The organism is Phytohabitans houttuyneae, from assembly GCF_011764425.1.
Taxonomy (GTDB): Bacteria; Actinomycetota; Actinomycetes; order Mycobacteriales; family Micromonosporaceae; genus Phytohabitans; species Phytohabitans houttuyneae.
The window spans coordinates 785,807-812,525 of sequence record NZ_BLPF01000002.1 but is presented as its reverse complement, the minus strand read 5'-3'; the positions used below and the strand labels follow the sequence as shown (position 1 = coordinate 812,525).

The following is a 26,719-nucleotide window of genomic DNA, read 5'->3' as shown; positions in this document are numbered from 1 at the left end:
CCTGGTGCTCCCGAATGGTTGGTCAGCCTATGTACGACGCCATGCTCTCAACACCGGCGGTGCACCGTCGATTACCTGGCAGGTAATAAATGCACCCCATCGGCAATGGCGAAGGTCACACCCATTACCACGTAACCGGCAGCTCGTACACGCCGTGGAAGACAGTCTCCCGACGAAACAGCCCGTCCGGCTTGTCGATGGCCAGCTTCAGGGTGGGAAAACGCTGGAAAAGGATCTTCACAGCGAGCTGCATCTCCAGCCGCGCGAGCGGCGCGCCGGTGCAGTAGTGTGGACCGTTTCCCCATTGCATGTGGCCGTGCGTGTCACGGTGGACGTCGATGTGACCGGGGTCGGGAAACTTCGACTCGTCATGGTTGGCCGACGGAATCGAGATGACGACCGCGTCGCCCTTCTTCATCTGCACGCCACCCAGCTCCATGTCCTCCAGCGCCATCCGAAGAATGCCGTCCTGCGAAATCGACCAGAAGCGCAGAGCCTCCTCGACGAACTGCGGAATCAGCGCTCCGTCGTTAGCCATGACCGCGTCACGCAACTCATCGTCGAGCAGCATGCTGAGCACGTTCAGCGCGATCTGGTTGGTCGTGGTCTCGTGGCCGGCGATCAGCAGCAGGCGGACCAGCGCGACGAGCTCGTCCATCGTCAGCTCGCCCTTGGCCATGTAGTTCACGGCCAGCCGGCTCATCACGTCGTCCTTGGGGTCCGCGGCCCGCTCGGCGGCCAGCTCACGCAGGCGCTCCGACATCGTCATGAAGGCCGCGTACGACCGCTGGGGGTTGCCCTGCGAGATCGAGACACGCGTGCTCTCCACGAAGAAGGGCGACTCCTCGTCCGGGACCCCCACCAGGCGCGCGATGACGAGCGTCGGCAGTTGCCGCGTGAAAGCGTCCTGCAGATCGGCCGGCCGTGGCTTGCTTTCGAAGTCGTCGAGCAGTTCGTTGATAAGCCGCTCGATGGCGGGTCCCATGGTCCGGACCCGGCGCGCGGTGAACTCCGAAACCACCATTCCGCGCAGCCGGTCGTGCTCCGGGTCGTCCGCGCGCAAAAACGAGGACGGTTTCTCACCCGGTGGGAGTTGGATTCGCACCGGCGCGCCCGGCAGTGTTTCGTCGACGCTCAGTCGGGGATCCTTCAGCGCCTGTGTGACATCGGGATACCTCGTCACCAGCCACGCCCGCCGGGACGGAACCGCGCCCGCCGGAATGCGGATGACACACGGCGGCGCCTCACGCAGTTCCGCGAGAATGTGCGGCACGTGCCCGTTGCTGGGGCGGGGAAATGGCCAGTCGAGTACCTGTTGTGCTTCGTCGAGCATGGTCTGATTCCCTTGCTGTGTCGATTGGCGTTTGGCCTTCACGCCAATATCGTCGCCACACCTGACCCGAGACTGATCTCTCTCTGACAGCACAGTTGTTTTTCGCGTATCAGCCGCCGTCCCGCGCAAATCCTCCGCGCATGGGTTACTGTTCAGGACGGATCGCCACCCCGGTGTATCAGTAGGCGAGGTGCGCAGGCCCACACGGCGACCGCCAGCCAGGGTCTGCTCTACATGGCCGAGGCACTCTACAACGCCTCCCGACTAGGGCTGCCGATCGTGATGACCGTTGCCAACCGGGCCATCGGCGCGCCGATAAACATCTGGAACGACCACAGCGATGCGATGAGCCAGCGGGAACTCCAGCTCTACGCCGAGGACGACCAAGCCGCCACCGACCTGCTCGCGTTCCGGCTGGCCGAGGAGCTGTCCACGCCGCCCGCGGCACAGAAGACGACGGGCCTCGGGATGCCCGAAGGTCACGAACGGGCGCGCTGCCCTGCGCTGGAAGCTGGACGAGGGCGCCCGGGAGGCCGTGCAGAGTTTCGACACCGGCATCGCCGATGCCTTCCACAGCCCCCGCCCGGTGTGGACGTCGTAGCGGCGGGCGAGTTGGCGGCTGGGTCGTCCGGGTCCTGGCAGGGTGGGTTTGGCGCGCTGGCGGGACAAGCGCTTGTCGCGCGTAGGTGCCGAAATCGGCGGCGGACCCGGGCGGGGTGAGTTGTTCGGGTGGGGCTGCGGCGTTCCCATGGGCAGCGTGGGTCGGCGGCGAGTGATCGGGCCAGCCGCGGTGCGCATCCGCGCCAGGACCCGCACCGGCGGGTCCCGCAGCAGATCAGCCAGCCGGGCCGCGTCATAGCCGGCGTCCATCACCACCCAGACATCTGGGTCACCGGGCCGCCAGTGCCCAGCCGCGACAAGCCACCCACCACGGCCCGCAACTACGCGGCGGTGACCGCAGCCGTTCCGCCACGTCCAACGACTCTGTTGGGAGCTCTAAGCGATCTACCGGGCGCCGCCGCCGAAACCTTGCGGAAGGCCGTCCGGCCCTCCGCCACGGGCTTCCCGGCCGTGTTTGCCGCCGTCGCCGACCGTCGACTCTGGAGCGTAGGAGCGTGCGTGAGACGACACGCCCTCCGGTTCTGCGTGCACGGCGCCCCCAGGGCCGCGTCACGCCCGCGATGAGGGAGATGACGAGTCGTGACCACCGTTGATGCCGATACCCTTCCGCTCGGGCCACCGCCGGCCGGAGACCCACCGGACCAAAGCGGCGGCGGTCGGGGAGGCAGCGGCCGCGGCCATGGACACCCGCGCCGACTGTGGCTGATCATGGCGACTGTCGCCGCGCTGGTGCTGCTCGTACCGCTCGTGGCCTACGCGGTCACGCGCTCCAGCGGGGCGGACCGGCCGGCGACCACTTCCCGAACGGGCCAGCCAGCGGCCACTTCCACGGCGAGCCGGCCAGCGGCCGATCCGAGCTCGGGCCAGTCGGTCACCACACCCGATCTGAACCAGCCTGCGCCTGACGCGCCGGCGCCCGGTGCACGGTCCACCAGGCCACCCGTGGCCCCGGACGGCCGCATCCCGATGAGCGTCCTGCGCAACGCCACCATCTTTGTCCCACCGTGGCCCGCGGGCGGACCATCCGGCTGGTTGACCTTCAACGACGGCCTGTTCGTTGAGCCTCACATCGGGGACGTCCGCGTCACCGCTGTGGCGTACGGTGACGTCGACCGTGACGGCGCACAGGAGACGGTCGTTAACGTGCACGGCGGTTACACGTACGGCAGCTGGCAGCTGTTGGCGCTCGACCGGACCTCGGCTGGCAAGATCCGCACGATCGGCCCGGTTGTCGCGACTACCGGACAGGTCAAGCGCATCAGCGACAGCTTCACGGTGACGCCAGCCGGTCTGGTCAAGGCCAACCTGGCCGACTTCCTGGTCCGCGCCGACGAGGACCAGACGATCCCGCAGTGGCAGACCCGGGTGTACGGCTGGCGTTCGAGCCGGTTCGTCCAGGTGGCGGGACCTCGGTCGTTTCCGCCCAACCCGCGCGTGACCGAGTTGTCGGTGACCGCGTCAGCACTGGTGCTCGGGCAGGCCGAAAGCGGGTTGCGGCATGGCACCTTGCGGGTCACGGTAACAGTGAATAAGCCAGTCGCGCCGCACCATGTCGCGCTGACCTTCGATATGGCGCCCAGCCTCCTACGGGAGGGCAACGGTTGGACCAGTGCGCGGGTCGAGGAGGAAGGCCATGGGTGGCTCCAGGTGCATCTGGACAACCTGCCCAGCCCCACACTCGGTAAGTCCCAAACGTTCACCTTCGGCTTTGCGCGCGCGCAGAGCGTGACCCGGGACAACTTCGTGACGGTCACCGCCGAGAGCTGGGCCGCGAAGAACAAGTACATGGTGGACCTGGCGACCTGGAACAACGCCACGACGGTCGAGATCTCGACCGTCGGGTGAGGTGCCCACGGCCACACGGCCCGTCACCGTGCGGAAGGCTGTCCGGCCGCACCACCTGACAATGATGTTCGCGATGCCCGCCGATCTCATCTGCGAGGGCGACGGATGGACCGCCGAATGGGTTGAGCCGAAGGGAACCAACATCGTCTGGCTGCGCTGGACAAACGTGCCGCCGCCGGCGGCGGTCGGCGCGTCCCGCGTTGACAGTCCCGGTGGCGCAGGACAGGCGGCCTTGTCCCCGCCGAGCCTGCGCCCGCACGCTGGGTGAAGGAAGGAGATCCCGATCCTGCGCCTGCTTCCCGATCCCTGCACCACCGGCGGGGCTGGTCACCGCGTGAGATGTTCGCCCATCGGGTGGAGAATGTTTGGATGAGCCGGCGTCCCGCGTACTCAGTGGAGCCTTGGCGGGTGCGGGAGACTCACCTCGACCACGAACTGCTGGCGCAGTCTGAGTCGATCTTCGCGCTCTCTAACGGGCACATCGGGCTGCGCGGCAACCTCGACGAAGGTGAGCCGCACGCCATGCCTGGTACGTATCTCAATTCGTTCTACGAACTGCGGCCGTTGCCGTACGCCGAGGCCGGGTACGGCTATCCCGAGTCGGGCCAGACAATCGTCAACGTCACCAACGGCAAGCTGATCCGCCTGCTGGTCGATGACGCGCCGTTCGACGTACGGGACGGCCGGTTGCGCAGGCACGAGCGGGTGCTCGACCTCCGCGACGGGGTACTGCGCCGGGATGTGGAGTGGGAGTCCGGGGCCGGCCGCGCGGTCCGCGTGCGGTCGACCCGCTTGGTGTCCTTCAGCCAGCGCTCTATCGCCGCGATCGAATACGAGGTGGCGCCGGTGGACGACACGGTGCGTGTGATCGTCCAGTCCGAGCTCGTGGCCAACGAGACGCTGCCTGGCCCCGTCAAGGATCCCCGGGTGGCGGCGGTGCTGGCGGCACCGCTGATGGCCGAGGCCTGCTACGCCGGCGGCACCCGAGCGGCGCTGGCGCACATCACCCGCGAGAGCCGTCTGCGTATGGCCGCCGCGATGGACCACATCCTGGACGGGCCGCCCGACATGCGGGTCAAGAGCGACGCGGACGCGGACCTCGCCCGCACCACGGTGGTCTGCCGGCTGGCGCCCGGCCAGCGGCTGCGCCTTGTCAAACTCGTGGCCTACGGCTGGTCGAGCCGCCGGTCACTGCCCGCGATCCGCGACCAGGTCGCCGCCGCGCTCGAAGGCGCGCTATTCGACGGGTGGGACGGCCTGTGCGCCGCCCAACGGTCCTATCTGGACACGTTCTGGGACGGCGCCGACATCGAGTTGGACGGCGACGCCGAGGTGCAGCAGGCGGTCCGCCTAGCCATGTTCCACGTGCTCCAGGCCGGAGCGCGGTGCGAGCGGCGGCCGATCGCGGCCAAGGGCCTCACCGGGCCCGGCTACGACGGGCACGTTTTCTGGGACACCGAGCGCTTCGTACTTCCCGTGCTGACCTACACTCAGCCCGGTGCGGCGGCGCAGATGCTGCACTGGCGGCACGCCACGCTCGACCTCGCCCGCGAGCGCGCGGAGACGCTGGGCTGGGCAGGCGCCGCGTTTCCGTGGCGGACAATCCGCGGGCACGAGTGCTCCGGCTACTGGCCCGCCGGCACTGCGGCCGTCCACATCGGAGCTGACATCGCTGACGCCGCGGTCCGGTACGTGAACGCAACCGGCGACAAGGTGTTCGAGCGCCACGTTGCGGTCGAGTTGTTGGTGGAGACCGCGCGGCTGTGGCTCTCGTACGGCCATCACGACCGGTACGGCGCCTTCCACCTCAACGGCGTCACGGGCCCGGACGAGTACACCGCGGTCGCCGACGACAATGTCTATACCAACCTGATGGCGCGGCGTAATCTCACCGCCGCGGCCGACGCCGCTACGCGCCATCCCGAACAGGCTAGTGCCCTCGCCGTGGACGAGCAGGAGATCACCGCCTGGCGCGCCGCGGCGGCGGCCATGAGCATCCCGTACGACGATCAGCTCGACGTGCACCCTCAGGTCCGCAACTTCACGCTCTTCAAGGAGTGGGACTTCGAGGCCACCGGCCCAGAGATGTACCCTCTGCTGCTCAACTTCCCGTACCTCGACCTGTACCGCACGCAGGTGGTCAAGCAGGCCGACCTGGTCCTGGCGATGCACTGGTGCGGCGACGACTTCAGCGCGGAAGACAAGGCCCGCAACTTCGCCTACTACGAACGGCGCACCGTGCGCGACTCCTCTCTGTCCGCCTGTACTCAGGCCGTCCTGGCCGCCGAGGTCGGCCACCTGGAGCTGGCGCACGACTACATCGGCGAGGCTGCGCTGATGGACCTCTACGATCTGCACCGCAACACCCGCGACGGGGTACACATCGCCTCCCTCGCGGGCGCGTGGCTGGCGCTGGTTGCCGGGCTGGGCGGCATGCGCGACCACGGCGGCATGCTGTCCTTCGCACCGCGGCTGCCCAGCCGGATCGACCGGCTCGCCTTCTCCCTGCTCTGGCAAGGGCTGCGTCTGCGGGTGACCGTCCGCCCGCACGAGGCTGTTTACTCGCTGCGCACGAGCGACGGCGACGCCACGCTGCGGCTGTGGCACCACGGCGAGCCGGTGCTCCTCACCGCGGCCACCCCGGTGGCCCGCCCCATTCCGACCGCGACACCTCTGACCGAAGAGCCGGTCCAGCCACCGGGCCGCCGACCCGCCCGCCGGCGAGACCTCATCCGCCAGGCGGGGAGCGACACGGCGCCGGCGCCAGCCTGATACGGCTGGCGCCGGCGTGGAGGTGGTTCACGGGGTGGTCACGGTGATGACGTTCGACCACTCCGACGGTATGCCCAGGTCGGCGGCCCGGACCCGGTAGCGGTAGGTCGTGCTCGCTCGCCTGGACACTAGCGTCCACATAGGAGTGTGCTGGTGATGACCCTGGGCGGATGAGGTCGCGACCGGCACGGAGGCGCCGATGCCGTTGGCCCGTTCGACGACGAAGCCGGTGTCGGTCGTGACCTACACCATCCTCACCGCCCCGCCACCACTCGCCGAAACGCGATCAACGGGTTGACGTCCATTGGGCATCACGGCCTTACTGAGCCCGATTAGAAGAGCCGACACCACTACAGGCGGGAGCGATTTCCGCATCCCGCCGAGCACGCAAAGCCGGTGAGGCCGAAGCGGGACCCGACCCGCACCGACACCTGCGTGCGCGAACCGCCATGCGAGGGCCGTCCCGTCCCGCGCCCAGGACCATGACTCTCTCATCGGCCCGCCGCCCAGCCGCGTGACCTTTGGCCCTGCCGCGAACCGCACCGGCCGCCGCACGCTTGCGGCATGTCGACAAACAAACCACTTCCTTCGCTCGACGATCTGCTGACTGGGATGGGCGTCGCCGGCAGCCGCATCTGCGAGATCGACGCCAGCGAGGCCGGCGCCGGAAACATGTCTGTCCTCATCGGCTGGGAGGTCGATCTGCGAGGCTTTTTTCCCGCACAGCAACGGATCGACCTGCCGCTACCCGCCCCGTCGTTAGCCGGCCACACCTTGCTGGTCACCGGCTCCGGTCGCCGGCTGCGTCAGATCGGCACAGACCCACTGGGGAACGTCGGCGCCGTACGGGTCCACGACGGCGGTCGGACGGCCACGCTGCACACCGCCCCACGTCGCCTGTTCGACAAACTGACCAGCGAGTTGAACTCACACCTGGCCGTACACGACGACCAGGTCTCGCGTCAGGGCCTGCACTTCCAAGCCATCGTGCACGCCCAACCACCGCACCTGACCTACCTGAGCCACATTCCGACCTACCGGAACACTGGCGTGCTCAACCGGCGGATCTTGCGCTGGGAACCCGAGACGATTATCAGCCTGCCACAAGGCGTTGGCGTGCTCGATTTCATGATGCCGGGCTCACCTGAGCTCATGGCGGCCAACGTCGATGGGCTGCGCATCTTCGATGTCGTGCTGTGGAGCAAGCACGGGGTCATGGCCCGCTCTGACCACTCCATCACCAGAGCGGTCGACCTCATCGAGTACGCCGAAACCGCCGCCCGCTACGAGTACATGAACCTGATCGCCGGCAGTCCGGCCGAAGGTCTGACTGCCGACGAGGTCAAACAGATCGCCGCCACGTTCGGCGTCACCTCACCCTGGATCGACTGACGTTGCCCGTCGCGGCCGCCTATTGGAAGCCTTCCTAGATCTCCTGTTCGCCGGCCGTCTCGGAGACGATGAGCAGCTCGTCTCCCGGACGGAGGCGGAATCCCGGCCCGGCGGCGAGCGGGGTCTCGTCGCGGACGACCGCGGCCACGAGCGTGCCGGGCGGCGGCGGTATGGCGGCGAGGTCCCGGCCGGCACTCCGCGACCAGCTCGTGATGACCGTCGTGATCAGCGAAACCTCGGCTTTGGCGAGCCCCAGCAGCAGGACGGTGTCCGCCGTCCCGCTGCTGAAGACGTAGACGAGGAACTTGCGGATGTTGTGGTACACCGATCGGCCCAGCCGCACCGCGGCGGCGATGCTCGCGAAGGAGTCGTCCAGCAGCACAATGACGGACGCCTCGCGGGCGACGTCGGTGTCGCACGCGCCCATCGCGACGCCGATATCGACGTGCTTGAGCGCGGGTGCGTTGTTGGCGCCGTCGGCGGTGACCGCCACGACCTCGCCCCGGCGGCGCAGCGCGGCCACCACCCGCAGCTTGTGCTCCGGGTAACCCGGCTGACGAGCCGGTCGCCCGGCGCCGCCAGTAGTGAGTCCAGCGCCGGCTCGTCCATCGCCTCCAGACGGGCGCCGGTGACCACGGTCAGTGCGCCGCCGGCGACGATGCCAGCCTGCCGGGCAATCGCCTCGGCGGTCAGCGGGTGGTCGCCGCTGACTATGACGATGCGGATGCCGGCGCGCCGGCAGTCGGCGACCGCGTCCGCGACGTCCGGGCACGGCGGATCCGTCATCGCGGTCAGGCCCAAGATTGTCAGGCCCGACTCCGCGACCTCGCGGGGCCCGCGGGTCGTCCAGAGGGCGTTCCGCGACGGCGCGAGCACGCCGGTACGGGCCGGTTCTGCGCATCGACGAGGAGGACTACGCCAAGCTCGCCACCCTCGCCACCGCTACCGCGTTCCTAAGCGCGGTCGATGTAGTAGGTCTGGCTCGTCGCTCAAACGGCCGGCACGTCGACCTTGACCAGTGATCTGCTCAAGCGGCGCACGGTCGGCACGACCGTATCCAACGATGGAGGCACGTAAAGCTGGAACCAGGTGTCCGGCCCGACCACACCGTCGACCACCAGGCCGAAGGAACTCTGGTAGGCCCAGACACTGGCCAGTGTCCGATCACCGAAGGCGCCGTCGGCAGGCCCCGGATCGTGTCCCGCGACGGTGAGCATCTGCTGCAGATGGCGCACCCATTCGCCATGATCACCACTACGCAGGATCGGCTCGTCAGTCATGTCCTCACCCCCTCGTCGGCGCCCGGCAACCCACACCCGGGCTCGTAGTTCCGTTTTCACGCAGACGCACGCTCCGCAACAAGGGCCGATTGTCGCTACGGGCAGGGTCGGACGGCACAGCGGTGCGATCTCACGCAGCAAGTGGAGAGCCTGACGGAACGAGTCAGACAAATATCGGTGAACCTCTATCGCATGAGGTCAGCTAGCCGAACAATCGTCCTGAGACCTTGGCCCGGTTGGAAAGGAATGAGATGTTTCGGCGATTCGGGATCCTGCACTCGTCGCTGTGCGTTCTGGCGCTGGTAGCCGTGCTCGCTGTCTCCGTGAGGTCCGCATTCGCCGACCCCGTCGGTGGGTTGGCCAGGGGTACCGAGCTCATGAGCGACGGCGCACGCCCGGCCGGCATTCTCCGTGTCTCCTGCCGGAAGATCGTCGACGACGTGGGCCGGCCGATCCCGCTTCGCGGCGTCGCATTCGGAAACGCGGTCTGGTCCGACGTCGAGCTGCCCACCGCACACCATGGCGAGATCGACTATGAGCGCGTGCGAGGCATGGGGATGAATCTCGTCCGGTTCTATCTGAACTACCGGACGTTCGAGGACGACGCCGCACCCGGCGTCTGGAAGGAGGCCGGCTTCCGGTGGATCGATCAGAACATCGCCTGGGCGAAGGCGCATAACATCCGACTGCAGCTCAACATGCACGTGCCGCAGGGCGGGTTTCAGTCACTGGGGAAGGGTGTCGCGCTCTGGAACGACGTGCGTAACCAGGATCGACTTCTCGCGCTGTGGCGGGAGATCGCCCGACGGTACCGCGCAGAGCCAGCAGTCCTCGGCTATGACCTGCTCAACGAGCCGATCACCGCCGGTGAGAAGGAGCAGTGGGTACAGCTCGCGCACCGCCTCGTGGACGCCATCCGCGAGGTCGACCCCTGGCACATCGTGACCGTCGAGCGCCTGAACGGGAAGAACGCCGACGGCAGTGGCTCCTCCGAGCCGGTGACTGACGAGGACCACGGCTTCGTCCTCGTCGACGACCCCAACATTCTCTACGAGTTCCACACTTACACGCCTATCGAGTTCACCCATCAGCTCGCGCCCTGGGTGAGCTGCTGCCAGATCCCGACCTCGTACCCCGACCCCTCCGCGATCACTGTCTCCTGGAGCAACCTCACCTGGAGACACTGGACCTTCGACGGCACGCCGCCGGCCGACGTGTTGCGCGTCCCCGACGGCACCACACCATGGACCCCGTACAGCGTCCGGTACACCGTCACGGATCCCACCTGGAACGTCGGGCGCCCCACTTTCATGTCCCAACACAACGCCGGGACCGTGTACTTCGACGACTTCGAGGTCAACGAGTACGACTCAGAGGGCCGCCTGGTCCGGCAGCTGGCCAAAGTGGACATCGAGGACCCTGTCTCCTGGTACCTGTGGCTCGACACGAGCACCCCGGGCGCAGGCGGCACCCGCGTCGCCGGTGCCGACGGCCACTCCGGCACTCGCTCCGTCGGCATCTCGGAGACCAACACCGACGCGTCCCTGTCATCCGACGCCTACTGGTTCAAAGTGCGGACCGGAAACACCTACGAGCTCAAGTACTGGGCCCGGGCGGAGGGCAGCGCCACCGGCTCGACGTCGCTGGGGCGGCTGGAGTTCCTCACCAGCGCGGTGCCGGTCGTCGGACGGGAGAAGGCAATGCTCGCCGCGGAAGTCGACCGGTACGCGGCCTGGGGCGAGGCCCACGACGTTCCGCTCTACCTCGGCGAGTTCGGCACCATTCGCTCATCGTTCGAGCGCGGCGGCCTGCAGTGGTTGACCGACATGCTCGACCTGCTCGCCACGCGCGACCTGGCGTGGACCTATCACTCGTACCGCGGCGACGGCGGGCTCGGAATCTACTATGACGACTACCCAACCCCGGTGAACTCCGCGAACGCAAATGACGCACTCATTGAGCTGTTCCGGCGCACCCTGTCGTGCCACCGCTGAACGGTCTGTTCCTCGTCGCCCGCCGCCGCGTCATAGCCCTCGTCGTGGGATCGCTCTGGGCGCCGTCCTGCTCGGCTGGCTCGCGCCGCTGTGGCTGTAATCGACTGCGTGGACGTTCGGCACAGGCGCCGCGGACGCGTTCCTGCCCGCGACAGTGCCGGGCCGCCTGCGGCGACCCGGCACGGCCTCCCGGAGGGGAGTCAGATCATCCAGCGGTTCTTCTGGACGAAGGGCAGGCGGGCCCAGAACCGGCCCAGGCCCCAGGTGTGCCCGGCGTAGGTGAGCGCCAGCACCACCAGGACGATCGCGTAGATCAGGTGGTAGTCCATGAACGGGTTGGTCGAGCCCGACGCCTCACCAGCAGCGGTGAACCGGTCCGGCGGGAACTCCGCCGCCCACATCATCACCATGATCAAGGAACCGGCGGCCGCCGCGACGCGCAGGCCCACACCGGCGATCAGGGCCAGACCGACAGCACCCATACCGATCATGAACAGGGCGTCGACCCACCACAGACCGGCCATGTCGTGGGAGATCGACTGGAACGGGCCGACCTCCACGCGGGACAAAAAGCCCTTCGTGGGGGAGCCACCGTTGATCCACGCCCGCTCGTCCGGCGTGGCGAAGCCGAATCCGAACGTCTTGTCCAGGAACGCCCACAGGAACACGATGCCGGTGCTGATCCGCAACACCGCCAAAGCCCGGGCGGCGACAGTAGTAAGCATGTGGCCGGGAGCCTCGGCCTTCTCCAGCGCGTGCGCCGGGACCTTGACCCGGCCGGTGTTGGTGGTCATCGTTGCCTCCGGGAGCGGAAGTCGTACCTCTTGACACCCACAGCCTCCCGGCGACAACGCGCATCGCACCGCTGCCGAAACTCCTGAGGTTGCCGGGACGGAAGTCCCGAACAATCCCGCCGTGCCTACAGGACGGTCATCGCCGAACGCATCGGCGCTCGCTGGTTGAGCCGGCAGCTCGGCGCCCGAGGCTGTCGGGCATCCGACAACCACTGGCGCTCATCGGCGAGGCTGGCACTTGTACCACGCCTCGTACGTTGGAAAAGATGACGTCCCGACGTGATCCGTCCTGTTTGGCCTCGGAGAGTCGATGTCGCTTCGGCTGGTGTTCGTCCACGGCATCGGCGCCGCACGCCGTGCCGACGAGGAGTGCGCGCGGTGGAGCGCGGCGCTGGCCGAGGGCTTTCGCCGGTCCGGACACTCGGACCTGGCCGACCGGCTCGCCGGCGGCCGGCAGGTAGACGTGCACTTCTGCCACTACGGCGACCTGTTCACCCCCGGCCAGGCGCAGGGCGCGGGTGCGGCCCCGCTCGGCGCGGGCGAGGCGCAGATCCTTGTCGAGCTGCTCACCGAGACGGTCGAGGAGCATCTGGCGGAGGTGTCGCAGGAGCAGGTGCGGGCGCAGCTGCTCGCGGCCCGCGCGCAGTTACGCCCGCCCGGCCCGGCGCAGGGGGCGGGCGACCTGCTCCGCCGGGCGATCAACGCCGCCACGACCTTGCTGGGCATCGGGCCGCTGCGGCGCTCCGGCCAGTGGGTCAGCGCGAAGTTCCTCGTGGGAGACCTGGCCCAGGTGGCGCGCTACCTGGCCCGCGGCGAGCACGATGCGAGCGGGGCCACATTGGACGTACGCATCCGGGCCAGGGTGCGCGCGGCGTTCGGCGACGGGCCGGTGATCGCCGTGACGCATTCGCTGGGCACAGTCGTCGGCCTGGAGGCGCTGCACGAGTACACCGGCGAGGTGCCGCTGCTGGTGACGCTGGGTTCGCCGATCGCGATGCGTACCGTCGTGCTGCCCCGCCTGGTGCCGCAACCACCGCGCACTCCGCGGGCGGTGCGGCGGTGGCTCAACTTCTGGGACCGCGACGACGTCGTCGTCAGCCGGCCGCGGCTGGCCGAGGACCTCAAGCCCAACGAGACGGGGGTACTGCCGCAGAGCGCGCGGATCGACTCGGACGGGCTCTGGGTGCACACCGCGACCAAGTACCTGAGCAAGGCCGACGTCGCCGGTCCGATCGCGGAGACGCTGCGCCGCCATGTGAGTGCCCGATGACCACGCATCCGCGGCGTCACCTGCTCGTGGTCGCGTCCCAGTGCCGGGACCTGCCGTTCCTCGACGGGCTGGAGGAGGCGGCGCGCGGCCTGCACGACGCCTTGGCCGACGCCGCGGTCGGCGGCTGCGCGCCCGGGCTGCCCGACGGCGGGTCGCTGCACCACGGCGAGCTGGCCGCCGAGCAGATCGAGCAGCTGGTACGCGCCGCCGCCGGGCACGCCGCGCGGCACGAGGCAACCCTGGTACTGGCGCTGCTGGGGCACGGCTTCATTCCCGGCACCGCACCGACCCTGTACCTGATGGGGCTGCACTCGCGGCAGGGAGTGCGGGAAGGCGCGGTCGACGTGCGGCGCCTGCTGCTGGAGGCGGCCGACCGGCCCGGTGTCAACGGCGTCGTCGGCATCATCGACACCTGCACCGCGGCCGCTGCCCAACCCTCGATGGCGGAGCTGGCCACCGGCACCCGGGGCGGCCGCACCCGGCTGGCGCTGCTGATGGCCGCCGCGGTCGGGCAGGACGCGTACGAGCTGCGGCTCAGCCGCGGCGCGACCGGGGTCCTGCGGGCCGGGGTCGCCGACGCGGGACTGCTGCTCGACGTCCACAGTGTCGCGACCCAGCTGCGGCGGCCGGGCCTGGGGCAGGACATCGTGGTATCCGCGTTCGACGGCGACCCGACGGCGGTCGGTGGCCTGTGGCTCGGACACAACGTCGCCTACCGAAGGCCACACCGCTCGGGCACGGCACGGGCAGCGCTCGGCCGGGTCGGCGCGGCGGAGCTGCGCGCGGCGCTTTCCGGGCTGCCCGAGCACGTCCCGCTACCCGCGGAGTGGACGGAGTCCGCGCTGCGTCAGCTGAGGGAGCAGATGGAGGCGGCCGCGCCGGCCGGGCCGGAGTATGTGCGGGCAGCGCGGGCCGCGGACAGCCTGCTGGTGGCGCTGCGCACCACAGCCTTCCTGCGTACCTGGCTGGGCGCCGCGCTGACCAGCACGCGGTTGCGCCGCGCCGCGGCGATCCTGCGCATCCCGGTGGCCGACCGGCAGCTGACCACGGACGCCGACCTTGTCGAGCATGTGGCGCTCTCGCACCCGGTGAGCCAGACCTGCCGTATGACGATGGTCCGGTTTTTGATCCTGCTCGCCGCCGACGCCGGCCTCGACGTCGAAGGGCCCGAGCTGCGCGGTTGGGCGGAGTCGGTCGGCGCGACCGTGCAGGCCAACGACGCGGCCGAAGCGATCCGTACCCGCTCCCGGGAGCAGCGCCTGCGCCTGATCGTGAGCCTGCACGCGTCCATCGCCGGCGACTGGCCGGAGACGCTCGGCGGGTGGCTGCTGTGTGACGGTGACCTGTACCAGCGCGAGGAGTTCCCCTGCGAGCCAAGCCGCGCCGGCGTGGAAGCGGCGCTTGCCTCCGCCATCGACTGGGCGGAGGAGCACGCCGCGGAAGGGCGGCTCACCCTGCGCCGCGTCGACGTGGCGATCCCCACGCCGCTGCTGCTGCGCTGGCGTCCGGAGGAAGTGGAGTACGGCGCGCGCCTGGGGGTCGACTACGACGTGGTGACCCGGTGGAGTGAACGGCTCAGCCCGCCGCACGGCCTGCGGTGGATCAACACCTACGCCGCCAAGCGGCTGGAGGAGATCTCCGCGTACGAGGGGCAGGCGCCGATCGACTGGCTGGCCGAGCAGGACACCCGCGAGCTGCGGGCGCTGCACGAGCGGCTGCGCTCCGGCGCGTACACCCGGGCGATCGGGCTCAGCAGCAGCCCGGGCGAGGACCAGCGGCTGATGGAGATGCTGCTTGCCTTCAGCCCGATCCTTCTGTGGCCCGACGACACGGCGGAGTTCCGCGCTCAGCACCGCGACGGGCTGGACACGTCATGGCCGGACCTGCCGGCCGGCTTTCTGGTCGCCTACCGGCAGCGGTGGCGCGCCGAGCCCGCCGAGGCCATCGCCGACCTGCGTGCCGTCTGGGACGACCGCGACTGGCTCGAGTTCTGCCGCTACTTCCAGCGCCGCCTCACCGACCCACCGAGGAGCCCGTGATGACGTGGAGCCCCTACTACCGCGGCGACGGCGTGCCCCGCGACGTCACGCTGCACCGGCCGCCACCGTGGCGCGAGTTTCCCCGGCGGCCGCTGGCGACGGTGTTTCAGCCGCCGCCGGGCCTGACCGACGCGGTCAATGCCGCCCTGAGCCTGCGCCGCCCGCTGTTGATCACCGGCGCGCCGGGTTCGGGAAAGTCCACAGTGGTCGACTCCGTCGCCGCCGAGCTGAAGCTGGGTCCGGCGTTGCGCTGGCACATCACCTCGCGCAGCACGCTGCTGGAATCCCTGTACCGGTACGACGTGCTGGGCCGCATCCACGCCCGCCAGCTGGGGCAGCCGGCGCACACCGACGACATCGCGCCGTTCATCCAGCTCGGCCCGTTGGGCACGGCGCTGCTGCCCGCCGACCGGCCCCGCGCGCTGCTCATCGACGAGATCGACAAGAGCGACCTCGACCTGCCCAGCGACCTGCTCGACGCCCTGGAACGGGGCGAGTTCGAGATCCCGGAGCTGGCCCGCCACGAACATCCGGTGGTCGCCGTGCGTGAATGGGGCGGCAGCGCCACCCATCCCATCGAACGCGGGATGGTGCGCTGTACCGAGTTTCCGGTCATCGTGATGACCAGCAACGGCGAGCGGGACTTCCCGGCGCCGTTCCTGCGGCGGTGCATCCGCTACACGATGCCGCTGCCGACCCGCGACATGCTGCACCGCGTGGTCCGTGCCCACCTCGACCTGGCCGTGCCCGGCTCCGGTCCGCTGGCCGACCTCGTCGACGACTTCCTGCAACGCCTGCGCGACGGCGAAAACCTCGCGATCGACCAGCTGCTCAACGCCGTCTTCATGCTCTCCGGCGACCAGCCACCGCAGGACGGGCAGCGCGAACACCTTGTGGCCATGCTGCTGCGCGAGCTGTCCCGTGCCTGACCCGCCGCGCGGCCTGGTCGGTTGGTTGCGGACGGTCGCGCCGGAGCTCGACGCGACCGGCATCGCCGAAGCCATCTGGCTTGCCGCCGCGCAGTCCGCGGCCCTCGACCGCGGATCCGGGCCGGCCGCCGCGCAGGTGCCGGCCGGCGCCGCCACCGCCGCGTCCGCCTCGGCCGAGCAGCAGGCACCCTCCACATCACCACCCGATGCGGTACAGCAGCTGCACGACGCCTCCGAGGAAGCGGAAGCCGAGTCGACCGGCCGCCGGGTGCGGGTGCGGCACAGCCGGCTGCTGCCCCGGCCGCTGGAGCTGGCCCGGTCCCTGCGCCCGTTCAAGACGCCGTGGCGGACCGGGCGGCGTTCCCAGCTCGACCTGGACGCCACGGTCCGCGACTACGCGCGGGTCGGGCAGCTCATCCCCGCCTTCGTGCCCGCGCCTGAACGCTGGTTCGACGCCGTCCTCGTCGTCGACGAGTCGCCGTCGATGGCGGTCTGGTCGGACGTGATCGGCGAGCTGACCAAGCTGCTGCAGCAGCTCGGCGCGTTCCGTACCGTGCAGACCTGGCGGTTGACCGCGACCGAAAACGGCCCGGTGCTGCGCGACCACCGCGACCGGCCCACCCCCGCCGACCGGTTGTGCCCGGCGGGCGTCCGGCGGCTCGTGCTCGTCGTCTCGGACTGCTCGGCGCCCGCGTGGCGCCGACCGGCGATGTGGCGGGCGCTGCGCGGCTGGTCGGCCTCGGCCTCCACCACCCTGCTCAACCCGCTGCCGGCCAAGCTGTGGCGGCAGACCGGGCTGGACCTGCCCGGGGTGCGCGTCGGTCCGGGCACGCCGGGCACCCGCAACACCGGACTTCGGTACGGCGTGCCGCTGCTGCTGCAGACGCAGGCGTCGCAGTGGACACCGCTGCCGGCCGTCAGCCTCACGCCCCACTCCCTCGGCCGCTGGGCACGCACCGTCATGCGCGGCGACCCGGGCGGCTGCGACGCCGTGCTGATTCCCGCGCAAGGGCGCCTGGACGCCTCCTCCGCCGACGGCGGGCACATGACCGGCGCGCAGCTCGTCCAGACCTTCCAGCTCGTCGCCTCACCCGCGGCGGTGCGGCTGGCCGTGTTCTGCGCCCCGTACCAGCAGGTCAGCCTCCCCCTGCTCAACCTGATCCGCCAGGAGCTTGTGCCCGAGGCCACGGTGTCCGACCTGGCCGAGGTGGTCATCGGCCTGTTCAACGCGGTCACCGAGGCGGGACAGCCGCCGATCCTGCGCCCAAGGCCGGGCGTGCAGGAGCGGCTGCGGGAGATGCTCGGCGCCCAGGACGCCTGGCGCATGTACGCCGTCCTGAGCAATCACGTCGCCTCCAGCGCCGGCCTGCCTGCGGGCTTCGCCGCTGTCATCTACGACCCCACCGGCGACGTGCGGCTCCCGGCCGGGCTGCACCCCTTCGCCGAGGCGACCCGGGACACCTTGCGCCTGCTCGGCGCCATGCCGGGCGGCGCGCCGGCCGACCCGGAACGGTCACCCGAGCCCGACGACGAGCCCGAGGAAGAGGGGCGCCCAGAGATTTGGAACCTGCCCAGCACCAACCTGACGTTCAGCGGCCGCGAGGAGCTGCTACGTGAACTTCGCGAAAGGCTCACGCAGGGCTCGAAGGTATCTGTCCTGCCCTTCGCGCTGCACGGCATGGGCGGCGTGGGCAAGACCCAGCTCGCGCTCGAGTACGCGCGCCGTCACGCCGACTCCTACGACGTCGTCTGGTGGGTCCCGGCCGAGGATGGCGCGTCGGCCCGGCAGTCGCTGCGCGAACTCGGTCGCCGCTTGGGCCTGCCAGAGGCCGTCGACCAGCAGCAGGCCGCCATGATGCTGCTGGACGCCCTGGCGGCCAGTCCGTTGCGCTGGCTCCTGATCTACGACAGCGCGAACGACCCCGACGACCTGGCGCACCTGATCCCGTCGGTCGGCGGTCACGTCATCCTCACCTCCCGAAACCTGGCCTGGAGTGACGTCTGGTCCGCCGTCGAGGTCGACGTCTTCATGCGCAGGGAGAGCGTCGAGCTGGTCCTGCGCCGCGCACCCCACCTCTCACCCGAGGATGCCGACCGGCTGGCCGACAAGCTCGGCGACCTGCCCCTCGCGATGGGCCTGGCCGCGAGCCTCCTGGAATTCACCGGCATGCCCACCGCGGAGTTTCTGGCCCTATTTGACGCTGAGGTGCGGGAGCTGCTGTCCGAAGGAAGGCCCGCCTTCTATCCGGTCACCCTCATCGTGCTGGTCAGCATCGCCCTCGACCACATGGAGGCGACGGACCCGACGGCTGCCTACCTACTGAAGCTCTTCGCGCACCTGGGGTCGGAGGCGATCTCGACGTCTTTGCTGATCGGTGGTCTGTCCGACCGGGTCGCCGCGCACGGCGCCATCCGCAATCTCCAGCGATCTGGCCTGGCGGACACCGGCCCGATGAACGACTTCATCCAAGTATCGCGCCTCGTGCAACTCTCGCTACGAGAGTGGATACCGGAACAGGATCTCGGACAAGGGCGGGCGGATGCGTGGCAGCTACTCGCCACGGCCAACCCGGGCGATCCCGAGAATCCCGCGACCTGGTCGCTGCACGCACAGATCGGCCCGCACATCGCCCCTACCGGACTGATCGACGCCCCCGGTGACGAGGCGCGTCAGGTGATCCTGGACCAGATCCGCTACCTGTGGGCGATCGGCGACTACGACGCCAGCCGCCGGCTGGGCGAGCGCGCGGTGGAACGATGGCCACAGGCACTCGGGCCGGATGCCCCACACACGCTCCTTGCCACCGCTCACCTCGCGGCCGCCCTGCGTGCCCTCGGTTTCAACGAGCGAGCCCGCGAGCTGGCGGCCGACGCCTACCGGCGCATGCGGCCCGTCTTCGGCACCGCCGACGAGTACACACTTGCTGCCGGCCGGTCGCTCGCCGCCGACCTGCGGATCGCCGGCGACTACGTGCAGGCGTACGAGCTGGACCAGGAGCTCCAGGCGCAGACGGAGCGCAACTTCGGCCCGAACCATTCGCTGACCCGGGCGGCGAGACAGGCCCTCACGGCGGACCAGCGCCTGCTCGGCGACATGTTGACGGCGCACGACGTCGACGAAGGTCTTCTTGACGCGGACCAGCCCGAGACGGCGTTCGCCCTCGCGCTGGACCTCTATGAGCTGGGCAGGTACGAGGCCGCGCTGAACCTGCTGCATAACCGGCCGCCGGGCCACCGCGCGACGCTGACGTTCGCGAACTGCCTGCGCAAGCTCGGCCGCCACGACGAGGCGCTGCGCCACGCGAGGGAGAACTACATGGCCTTCCGCACCCGCTTCGGCCGCGACCACCAACACACCCTGGCCGCCACGACGAGCTACGTGAACACATTGCGCGCCACCGGCGCCCTGTACGAGACGCGGGAGCTCGCAGCCGAGGTCAGCGAAGGGTACCGCCGCGCCTTCGGAGGTCGGCATCCGCTCACCCTCGCCGCAATGGTGAATGAGGCGATCGTCCTGCGGGCGGCTGGCAAGGATCGCGAGGCCCGGGCATTGGCCGAGTCGGCATTGGAGGGCCTTACCGGGGCGCTGGGTGAGCAGCATCCACACACGCTGTGCGCTGCCAACAACCTCGCCAACGACCTGGCCCGAGCCGGCGAACGGGCACCAGCCCTGGCGCTGTCCGAGCAGACGCAACACTTCTTGCGGCAGACCCGCGGCGAATACCACCCGTACTCGCTGGTCTGCGCCCTCAACCTCGCGGTGCACATCAGGGCGGCCGGCGACGAGGAACGCGCCGACGAGCTGCACGCACTGTCCATTGAGGAGCTTGTGAGGCAGCTCGGTCCGGAGCATCCGGAGGCGGTGACCGCACGCGCTGGCGTCCTGATCGACTGCGACATCGAGCCTCTTCCGATCTGAGGTCGCCGCGTCCATTCGAGGTCCAGTTCCCGTCCAGTGGCGGCTGAAAGCCTGCCCGCACCCAGGTACGACGGACGGGAGTGGGACATGAGACAAAGACCGGCCATCAGACGGACCCTGGCATCGGCGGCGGTGATGGCGCTCGCGCTGCTCGGCGCGGTGGGACACGGGCTCCCGGCACAGGCCGCGCCGGGCGCTGACGCCCCGAGCCTGCCCGATCGGGCGGTCACGGCGGCACCCGGCGTGTCGGCGGAGAAGCCGGACGCCGCCAAGCGACCCGCGGGCCGGCGATCCGTGGCGGAGCTTGCGGACGGCTCCGCGATCGCGCTGCGCCCACCGGCCGCCGGCGAGGCGCCGCGCATGGTCACCGGCGCGCGGCCGGCGGACGCGGGCTGCACGCCCTACATCAGCGGGTCGATCAGCAAGGTCGGGCTCACCGTGCGGATCGACTACCTGGCCGAGGTCCTCTGCAACTTCTACCTCGCGGGCGCCGGGCAGGCGTACCTGATCGAGCGGACGTCCGGCTCGCCGTACAACGGGCAGGTCGTCGCGGCGGCGGCGCCGTTCTCGTTCGTCAACGACTACTACGGCTACAGCTACGGTGCGGTGATCATCGACGGGCGCGTGTACGACGGCGGCGCGCAGATCGAGGTCGGGTTCAACCTGGCGCTGCAGACGCTCGACGGAGGCATCTGGATCGGCTGCCTCGCACTGCCGAACGGGCTGCGCTACCTGGGCGCCTGCTCGGGTCTCGGCACCAGCACGGTGTCGGCATCGGTCGGTTCCGGCGAGATCTCCACCGGCCTCGCGCCCAACCGGCTGGCGGTGCTGGAGAGCCTGACGTCGCCGGGTTCGGGCAGCTACGACGCGTGGAACGTGGGGCGGTTCTTCCCGGAGACCTACGGGGCGTACCAGTTCGACTGGTCCACCGACCTCTGCACCGGCGCGCCGGACAACCCGCTGGGCTTCACGTTCGAGTCGGCCTGCGCCCGGCATGACTTCGGGTACCGCAACTACAAGGCGGCCCAACGGTTCGAGGCGAACAAGGACCGGCTCGACCTCGCCTTCTACGGCGACATGCAGCGGGTGTGCGCCAACTACGGCGACGCGGTGCGGCCCGCCTGCTACGCCCTGGCGACGGTCTACTACGAGGCGGTGCGCATCTTCGGGTTCCAGAGGGTCACTCCCGAGCAGATCGACGCGGCCGCCGACCTCCTGCCGGCCACCACGTCCGGCAAGGCCCCGCGGACCTGACCGCGCCCATCACCCGAGTTCATGGCGGAGCCCGCGGCGGCTCCGCCATGAGCCGTCGTAGGTTGGGCGGACGCGCACCGGGTACCCAGGCGTGCGGGTGGAGGTGAGTGGCGGTGAGAGTGCGGCGCGGTGCCGGCAGGATGTGGGGTCTGCTGGTCGCGGCCTTGTTTTTCGGCCACGCCGTGGCCGGCTGTTCCGGCGGCCCGCCGCCCGGCCCGCGGCCGAGTGGACCACCCGCTCCGACCGCCTCGCCCACCACGCGCGCTCCCTCCCCCAGCCCGACCACCACCCGCATCGGGAACGCCACACCCGCGCCGCGCTGGCTGGGGACGCGCGTCCTCCCGGTGGGGCCCAACGGGTTTCCCGCGGCCCGGGACACCCCGCCTGAGCTGCGCAACCGCTCCATCATCACGGTCGACGACCTGCCCCCGCCGCCCGATGGCCGCTTCCACGCGACCGTCGAGGCGGTGCCCGCCGGCGTGCTCGCCCGTTCCAGCTGGACCAAGGCGTGCCCGGTGGCGGCGAGCGACCTGCGCTATCTCACGGTCGGCTTCCGCGGCTTCGACGGGCGCGCGCACACCGGCGAGCTGCTGGTCAACGCACGGGCGGCCGACGACATGGTCGCGGTGTTCGGCCGGCTGTTCGCCGCCAACTTCCCGATCGAGCGCATGCGCATCTCGAGCGCGACGGACATGGACGCGCCGCCGACAGGCGACGGCAACACCACCGAGGCGTTCGCGTGCCGGCCGGTGCGCGGCAATACGGCGTGGTCGCAGCACGCCTACGGGCTGGCTGTGGACGTCAACCCGTTCCAGAATCCGTACCACAAGGGTCGTGTGGTTTTGCCGGAGCTGGCCACCGCCTATCTCGATCGCGCGAAGGCGCGGCCCGGGATGGTGCGGCCGCGCGGGCCGGTCGTGCGCGCCTTCGCCGCGGTCGGCTGGAAGTGGGGCGGCGACTACCGGTCGCTGAAGGACTACATGCACTTCTCCGCCACCGGCGGCTGAACCCGACACGGGGGTGGTGGATAGGTTCGGAGGGTGCCGATACCCGAGATCACGATTGCCACCCCGGCGGACCGCGAGGTGGTCGTCGGCTGCACGGTCGCCGCGTTCGCCAAGGACCCGGTCCTGCGGTACCTCTTCCCCGACGAGGTCACCTATCCGCGGTACGCCGCCGCGTTCTTCGGGCACCTCTTTGACAAGAGGGTACAAAAGCAGACGATCTGGACCATCGAACGCGGTGCTTCGACCGCGATCTGGCAACCGCCGCAGACCGGCACCGCGGCCGGGGAGGACGACCTGTCCGCTCACCTGCCGGCCGGCCCGCTCGCCCGTGTCCTCGCCTACGAGGAGGCTGTGCACGCCGCCTTGCCGGCCACGCCGTTCTGGTACCTCGGCGTGCTGGCCACACACCCCGCCAGCGCCGGTCGCGGCTGGGGCCGCGCGGTCATGAACGCTGGCCTGCGCCGGGCCGCCGACGACGGCCTCCCTGCGGTCCTGGAGACCAGCAACCCGGCCAACGTCGAGCTTTACCGCCGCGCGGGGTGGCAGGTCGTGCGCACCGTCACCGAGCCTCTCACCATCTGGGTGATGCAGCAGTGATCAAGGACTACCGGTAGGGTGCCGGCGTGGCCGTCCGCATTGACATCGAGGCGTTTCGTGAGTCCATCCCACCGGAGGTGCGGGAGGCGGCGGAGCGGCTGCGTGAAGACGACGGGATCGGCGAGCCCGAGCCCGCCGGCGGGGGTGTCCAAGCGCTGGTGCAAGCCCCGGACGGCGCCTTCCATGCGTGGGTGGGCATCGTCGACGGGGCCGTCATCGGCAGGTGCGCCTGCGCGGCGGCCGGCGACGAGCTGTGCGCTCACGCCGCCGCCCTCATGCTGACGGCCGTCACCGGCGGCATGCCCTTCTCCTCGTCCGCCGAGCCTCCGCTACAAGACGACCTTGACGGCCCGGACCGCGCCGTATACGCCGAGGCCGTGCGGCGGCTGGCACCCGAGGACCTGGCCGAGCTCGTCGTGACGTACGCGTTGGATGACGACGCCTTCGCCGCCCGGCTGCTCGACGAGGCGGACATGCTCCCCGCATGACTCCCGAGGTCCAGCAGCTGCGCGCGGTGCTCGACGGGCTACGGGCCGCGGTGCTCAGGAAGCTGGCCGGACTGAGCGACGACGACGCGCGGCGCAGCACGGTCGACTCGGGCACCAACCTCGCCGGGCTGGTGCAGCACCTCACTTTCGTCGAGTCACTGTGGTTCGAGGAGGTCGTCGCCGGTGGGAAGGCAGGCAGGGGCAACCGGTCGATGCAGGTCGACCCATCGGTCTCGGTGCGGACCCTCCGGGCCGAGTACCGCGCCGCCTGTGCGGCAAGCAACGAGATCATCGCCGCCGCCGGCGACGCGGACTCGCCGGTGCACCGACACGGCAAGGTGCGCGACCTTCGATCGGTGCTGCTCGCCGTCATCGAGGAGACCGCCCGCCACGCCGGGCACGCCGACATCATCCGCGAGCAGATAGACGGCCAGACCGGCCGTTGAGCCGCCGAGACCTTTCGCGGTCAGGGTGAGCTTCTGGTAAATGTCCAACCCAAACGAGATGTGAGCTGCCGCGATGTCCGCCGTCGTCCGGACCACGGCGGACGTCGCGGTAGCCCGGATCTGTTTTGAACTGATCGTTCTGAACCGGGCTACCACGATCGCACCCCACCCCTGACGTCGAAGGTCTCTAGCGCAAGGTCTACTCCGCCGCGAGCAGTTCGAGCGTGTCGATCACGCGGTTGGAGAAGCCCCATTCGTTGTCGTACCAGGCGACCACCTTGACGTGGCGGCCGTCGACGCGGGTGAGGGCCGAGTCGAAGATTGACGACGCGGGGTTGGCGACGATGTCGGAGGAGACGAGGGGGTCGTCGGAGTACTCGAGGATGCCGGCGAGCGGGCCGTCCGCCGCGACCCGGTATGCGGTCAGCACCTCGTCGCGGGTCACGTCACGGGCGACGGTCGTGTTGAGCTCCACGATCGAGCCCACCGGTACCGGCACTCGGATCGAGTCGCCGGACAGCTTGCCGGAAAGGCGTGGCAGCACCTTGCCGATCGCTTTCGCCGCACCGGTCGTGGTCGGCACGATGTTGACCGCGGCGGCGCGGGCGCGGCGGGCGTCGCGGTGCGGGCCGTCCTGCAGGTTCTGCTCCTGCGTGTAGGCGTGCACCGTGGTCATGAAGCCGTGCTCGATGCCGGCGAGCTCGTCGAGCACCGCGGCCAGCGGCGCCAGCGCGTTTGTCGTGCAGGAGGCGTTCGAGACGATCGTGTGGACGGCCGGGTCATACGCGTCGTTGTTGACCCCGAACGCGAGCGTGACATCGGCACCCTCGGAGGGCGCGCCGACCAGCACCCTCTTCGCCCCCGCGGCGAGGTGGGCGCGGGCGGCGTCCGCCGAGGTGAAGCGGCCGGTGACCTCGAGCACGATGTCGACGCCGAGCTCGGCCCAGGGCAGCTCGGACGGCTCCCGCTGGGCGAGCACCGTGATGCGGCGACCGTCGACCACCAGGGTGTCCCCGTCGACGGTCACCGGGCGGCCGAGCCGTCCCGCCGTGCTGTCGAACGCGAGCAGTCGGGCAAGTGCCGCGGGGTCGGTGAGGTCGTTGACGGCGACGACGTCGAGCTTGCTGTCGCGTTCCAGCAGAGCGCGCAGCACGTTGCGGCCGATGCGGCCGAATCCGTTGATGGCGATGCGTGTCATGACCCAAGATTCGCGGTACGGCACGCGTCCGGACAGCGGCGTGCGCGCCACGGTCCGCAAGGATCACGCCAGCTGTTCGCCGGGTGCGAAGGTGCGGCGGTACTCGCTCGGAGTGGTGCCGAGAATGCGCTGGAAGTGCAGCCGCAGGTTGGCGCCCGTGCCCAGCCCGACGTCGGCGGCGATCTGCTCGACGCTGCGCTGTGAGCGTTCGAGCAGCTCGCGGGCCAGGTCGATGCGGGCGCGCAGCACCCACTGCATCGGCGTGTAGCCGGTGTCCTCGACGAACCGCCGGGAGAACGTGCGCGGCGACACCGCCGCGTGCCGGGCGAGCGTCTCAAGCGTGAGGGGCTTGTCCAGCCGGTGCAGCGCCCACTCGCGGGTGACCGCGAACCGCTCACCGAGCGGCTCGGGCACGCTACGCGGCACGTACTGTGCCTGGCCGCCGCTGCGGTACGGCGCCGCGACCAACCGCCGCGCCGCGTGGTTGGAGGCGCCCACCCCGAGATCACCCCGCAGGATGTGCAGGCACAGGTCGATGCCCGAGGCGGCGCCGGCCGACGTCAGCACGCTGCCCTCGTCGACGAACAGCACGTTTTCGTCGACCCGCACGGCCGGGTGCTTCTCCTTCAGGGCCCGGGTGTAGTGCCAGTGCGTGGTCGCGCGCCGCCCGTCGAGCAGGCCGGTGGCGGCCAACGCGAAGGCGCCGGTCGAGATGGCGGCCAACCGCGCGCCCCGCTCGTGCGCGGCGACCAGCGCGTCGACCACGACCCGCGGCGGGTCCTCGCGGTCCGGAAAGCGGTAACCGGGCACGAAGATGATCTCGGCCCAGGCGAGCGCGTCGAGGCCGTCGGCGACGTGGTACGACAGGCCGTCGCCGCCGGTCACCAGGCCAGGCGCCGCCCCGCAGACCCGCACCTCGTACGGCATGCTCGCCCGCGTGGTGAACACCTGTGCCGGGATGCCCACGTCAAGCGGCTTTGCCCCCTCAAGCACCAGGACGGCGACACGATGCAGGCGACCAGCAGCCACAACCAAAAGACTAGTGCGGTGACCACTATGGTTCGCCGGGTTCCCTGGCGAACCATGCCCCGCCGGGCGCAGGGTTTCCGGGGTAAGCAGGCCCAGCGCGGCGTCGGCGAGGTGCGGAGCGACGTCGCCGTAGAACGCGTCGCGAACCTGCTGGCGGTAGGCGGGGTCGTTCGAGGCGAGGTCGAGCCGCAGCGCCCCGAATGCCTCGGGATCGCCCCGGAGTGCGGTCAGGACGAGTGCGCCCGCGTTTTCCGGCAGCTCGAAGTACGGGCCGGCCGCCTTGCCGGAGGCGGGCATGACCGCGGCGAGGTACACGGCGTGCGCCACCAGGTCGGGGACCTGCTGCGCCACCCGGGTCAGCACGGGGCCGCCCATGCTGTGGGCCACCACGGTCACCGGGCCGCCACGTCCGAGGTGTCTGATCTGGGAGACGAGCAGGGTCGGCCGCCTCACCGAGGTCCACAGTGGTCACTGGCGAGACCTCGGTGGCCAGCCCCGCCGGGTCGAACGGA

The 26,719-nt window shown here is 70.2% G+C and carries 21 protein-coding genes and 1 pseudogene; 15 read left to right on the top strand and 7 right to left on the bottom strand.

Annotated features, from left to right (window positions below; translation table 11 throughout):
- Nucleotides 1-124: 124 nt before the first annotated feature.
- On the bottom strand, nt 125-1,375 hold the full coding sequence (locus Phou_RS27065) for a cytochrome P450 (protein ID WP_246273887.1): 1,251 nt from the start codon (nt 1,373-1,375) through the stop codon (nt 125-127).
- A 192-nt stretch (nt 1,376-1,567) separates the two neighbouring features.
- Between Phou_RS27065 and Phou_RS55665 the strand changes: the two genes are divergently transcribed.
- The 5 genes from Phou_RS55665 (at nt 1,568) to Phou_RS27035 (ending at nt 7,963) form a co-directional block, all read left to right on the top strand.
- On the top strand, nt 1,568-2,053 hold the full coding sequence (locus Phou_RS55665) for a hypothetical protein (RefSeq protein WP_371872203.1): 486 nt from the start codon (nt 1,568-1,570) through the stop codon (nt 2,051-2,053).
- A gap of 843 nt (nt 2,054-2,896) precedes the next feature.
- Nucleotides 2,897-3,799 carry a hypothetical protein gene (locus tag Phou_RS27050; RefSeq protein WP_173060567.1) on the top strand — a complete coding sequence of 301 codons (903 nt, stop codon included), beginning with the start codon at nt 2,897-2,899 and terminating at the stop codon, nt 3,797-3,799.
- Nucleotides 3,800-3,860: 61 nt separating this feature from the next.
- The gene (locus tag Phou_RS27045; protein WP_173060564.1) at nt 3,861-4,067 is read left to right on the top strand and encodes a hypothetical protein; all 207 of its coding nucleotides are present in this window, start codon (nt 3,861-3,863) and stop codon (nt 4,065-4,067) included.
- 101 nt (nt 4,068-4,168) lie between these two features.
- A complete protein-coding gene (locus tag Phou_RS27040) occupies nt 4,169-6,571 on the top strand; it encodes a glycoside hydrolase family 65 protein (protein WP_173060561.1) in 2,403 nt (800 codons plus the stop codon).
- Nucleotides 6,572-7,135: 564 nt separating this feature from the next.
- Nucleotides 7,136-7,963 (top strand): class II aldolase/adducin family protein, encoded by an 828-nt coding sequence (locus tag Phou_RS27035; protein ID WP_173060558.1) that lies wholly within the window; start codon nt 7,136-7,138, stop codon nt 7,961-7,963.
- A 34-nt stretch (nt 7,964-7,997) separates the two neighbouring features.
- Here Phou_RS27035 and Phou_RS54550 read toward each other — a convergent pair whose 3' ends face one another.
- The 3 genes and pseudogenes from Phou_RS54550 to Phou_RS27025 all read right to left on the bottom strand — a co-directional run bounded on the left by Phou_RS54550 (nt 7,998) and on the right by Phou_RS27025 (nt 9,243).
- Nucleotides 7,998-8,735 (bottom strand): HAD-IC family P-type ATPase, encoded by a 738-nt coding sequence (locus Phou_RS54550; protein WP_371872202.1) that lies wholly within the window; start codon nt 8,733-8,735, stop codon nt 7,998-8,000.
- Nucleotides 8,636-8,839: pseudogene (locus tag Phou_RS55660) on the bottom strand (HAD family hydrolase); the annotation flags it as partial. The gene Phou_RS54550 and the pseudogene Phou_RS55660, both read right to left, overlap by 100 nt.
- Before the next feature lie 113 nt (nt 8,840-8,952).
- Entirely contained in the window at nt 8,953-9,243 is a 291-nt protein-coding gene (locus Phou_RS27025) for a peptidoglycan-binding domain-containing protein (RefSeq protein ID WP_173060555.1), read from the bottom strand.
- A 377-nt stretch (nt 9,244-9,620) separates the two neighbouring features.
- Between Phou_RS27025 and Phou_RS27020 the strand changes: the two genes are divergently transcribed.
- Complete coding sequence (locus Phou_RS27020; protein WP_173060552.1) at nt 9,621-11,237, top strand: glycoside hydrolase family 5 protein; 1,617 nt, start codon at nt 9,621-9,623, stop codon at nt 11,235-11,237.
- 200 nt (nt 11,238-11,437) lie between these two features.
- Here the strand turns inward: Phou_RS27020 and Phou_RS27015 are convergent, their stop codons facing one another.
- Nucleotides 11,438-12,031, bottom strand: a complete 594-nt coding sequence (locus tag Phou_RS27015; protein WP_173060549.1) for a DoxX family protein — start codon at nt 12,029-12,031, stop codon at nt 11,438-11,440.
- A 310-nt stretch (nt 12,032-12,341) separates the two neighbouring features.
- Here Phou_RS27015 and Phou_RS27010 point away from each other — a divergent pair, with 310 nt between their 5' ends.
- The 9 genes from Phou_RS27010 to Phou_RS26970 all read left to right on the top strand — a co-directional run bounded on the left by Phou_RS27010 (nt 12,342) and on the right by Phou_RS26970 (nt 23,980).
- A complete protein-coding gene (locus Phou_RS27010; RefSeq protein WP_173060546.1) occupies nt 12,342-13,301 on the top strand; it encodes a lipase family protein in 960 nt (319 codons plus the stop codon).
- Nucleotides 13,298-15,340: a vWA-MoxR associated conflict system protein gene (locus tag Phou_RS27005; protein WP_173060543.1), complete on the top strand. Its 2,043-nt coding sequence runs from the start codon at nt 13,298-13,300 to the stop codon at nt 15,338-15,340. The genes Phou_RS27010 and Phou_RS27005 overlap by 4 nt, the downstream gene beginning before the upstream one ends.
- The gene (locus tag Phou_RS27000; RefSeq protein ID WP_173060540.1) at nt 15,340-16,269 is read left to right on the top strand and encodes an AAA family ATPase; all 930 of its coding nucleotides are present in this window, start codon (nt 15,340-15,342) and stop codon (nt 16,267-16,269) included. The genes Phou_RS27005 and Phou_RS27000 overlap by 1 nt, the downstream gene beginning before the upstream one ends.
- Complete coding sequence (gene fxsT, locus Phou_RS26995) at nt 16,262-20,188, top strand: FxSxx-COOH system tetratricopeptide repeat protein (protein WP_173060537.1); 3,927 nt, start codon at nt 16,262-16,264, stop codon at nt 20,186-20,188. The genes Phou_RS27000 and fxsT overlap by 8 nt, the downstream gene beginning before the upstream one ends.
- Nucleotides 20,189-20,275: 87 nt before the next feature.
- Nucleotides 20,276-21,442 carry a phospholipase gene (locus tag Phou_RS26990; protein WP_246273885.1) on the top strand — a complete coding sequence of 389 codons (1,167 nt, stop codon included), beginning with the start codon at nt 20,276-20,278 and terminating at the stop codon, nt 21,440-21,442.
- A 113-nt stretch (nt 21,443-21,555) separates the two neighbouring features.
- Nucleotides 21,556-22,449: a M15 family metallopeptidase gene (locus Phou_RS26985; RefSeq protein ID WP_246273884.1), complete on the top strand. Its 894-nt coding sequence runs from the start codon at nt 21,556-21,558 to the stop codon at nt 22,447-22,449.
- Between the two features lie 33 nt (nt 22,450-22,482).
- Nucleotides 22,483-23,046 (top strand): GNAT family N-acetyltransferase, encoded by a 564-nt coding sequence (locus tag Phou_RS26980; RefSeq protein WP_173060534.1) that lies wholly within the window; start codon nt 22,483-22,485, stop codon nt 23,044-23,046.
- A gap of 26 nt (nt 23,047-23,072) precedes the next feature.
- Nucleotides 23,073-23,534, top strand: coding sequence for a hypothetical protein (locus Phou_RS26975; RefSeq protein WP_173060531.1), 462 nt, complete (start codon nt 23,073-23,075; stop codon nt 23,532-23,534).
- Nucleotides 23,531-23,980: a DinB family protein gene (locus Phou_RS26970; protein ID WP_173060528.1), complete on the top strand. Its 450-nt coding sequence runs from the start codon at nt 23,531-23,533 to the stop codon at nt 23,978-23,980. The genes Phou_RS26975 and Phou_RS26970 overlap by 4 nt, the downstream gene beginning before the upstream one ends.
- Nucleotides 23,981-24,179: 199 nt before the next feature.
- Here the strand turns inward: Phou_RS26970 and gap are convergent, their stop codons facing one another.
- Nucleotides 24,180-25,178: a type I glyceraldehyde-3-phosphate dehydrogenase gene (gene gap / locus Phou_RS26965; RefSeq protein ID WP_173060525.1), complete on the bottom strand. Its 999-nt coding sequence runs from the start codon at nt 25,176-25,178 to the stop codon at nt 24,180-24,182.
- A gap of 63 nt (nt 25,179-25,241) precedes the next feature.
- On the bottom strand, nt 25,242-26,660 hold the full coding sequence (locus Phou_RS26960; RefSeq protein ID WP_246273883.1) for a helix-turn-helix domain-containing protein: 1,419 nt from the start codon (nt 26,658-26,660) through the stop codon (nt 25,242-25,244).
- Between the last annotated feature and the right edge of the window lie 59 nt (nt 26,661-26,719).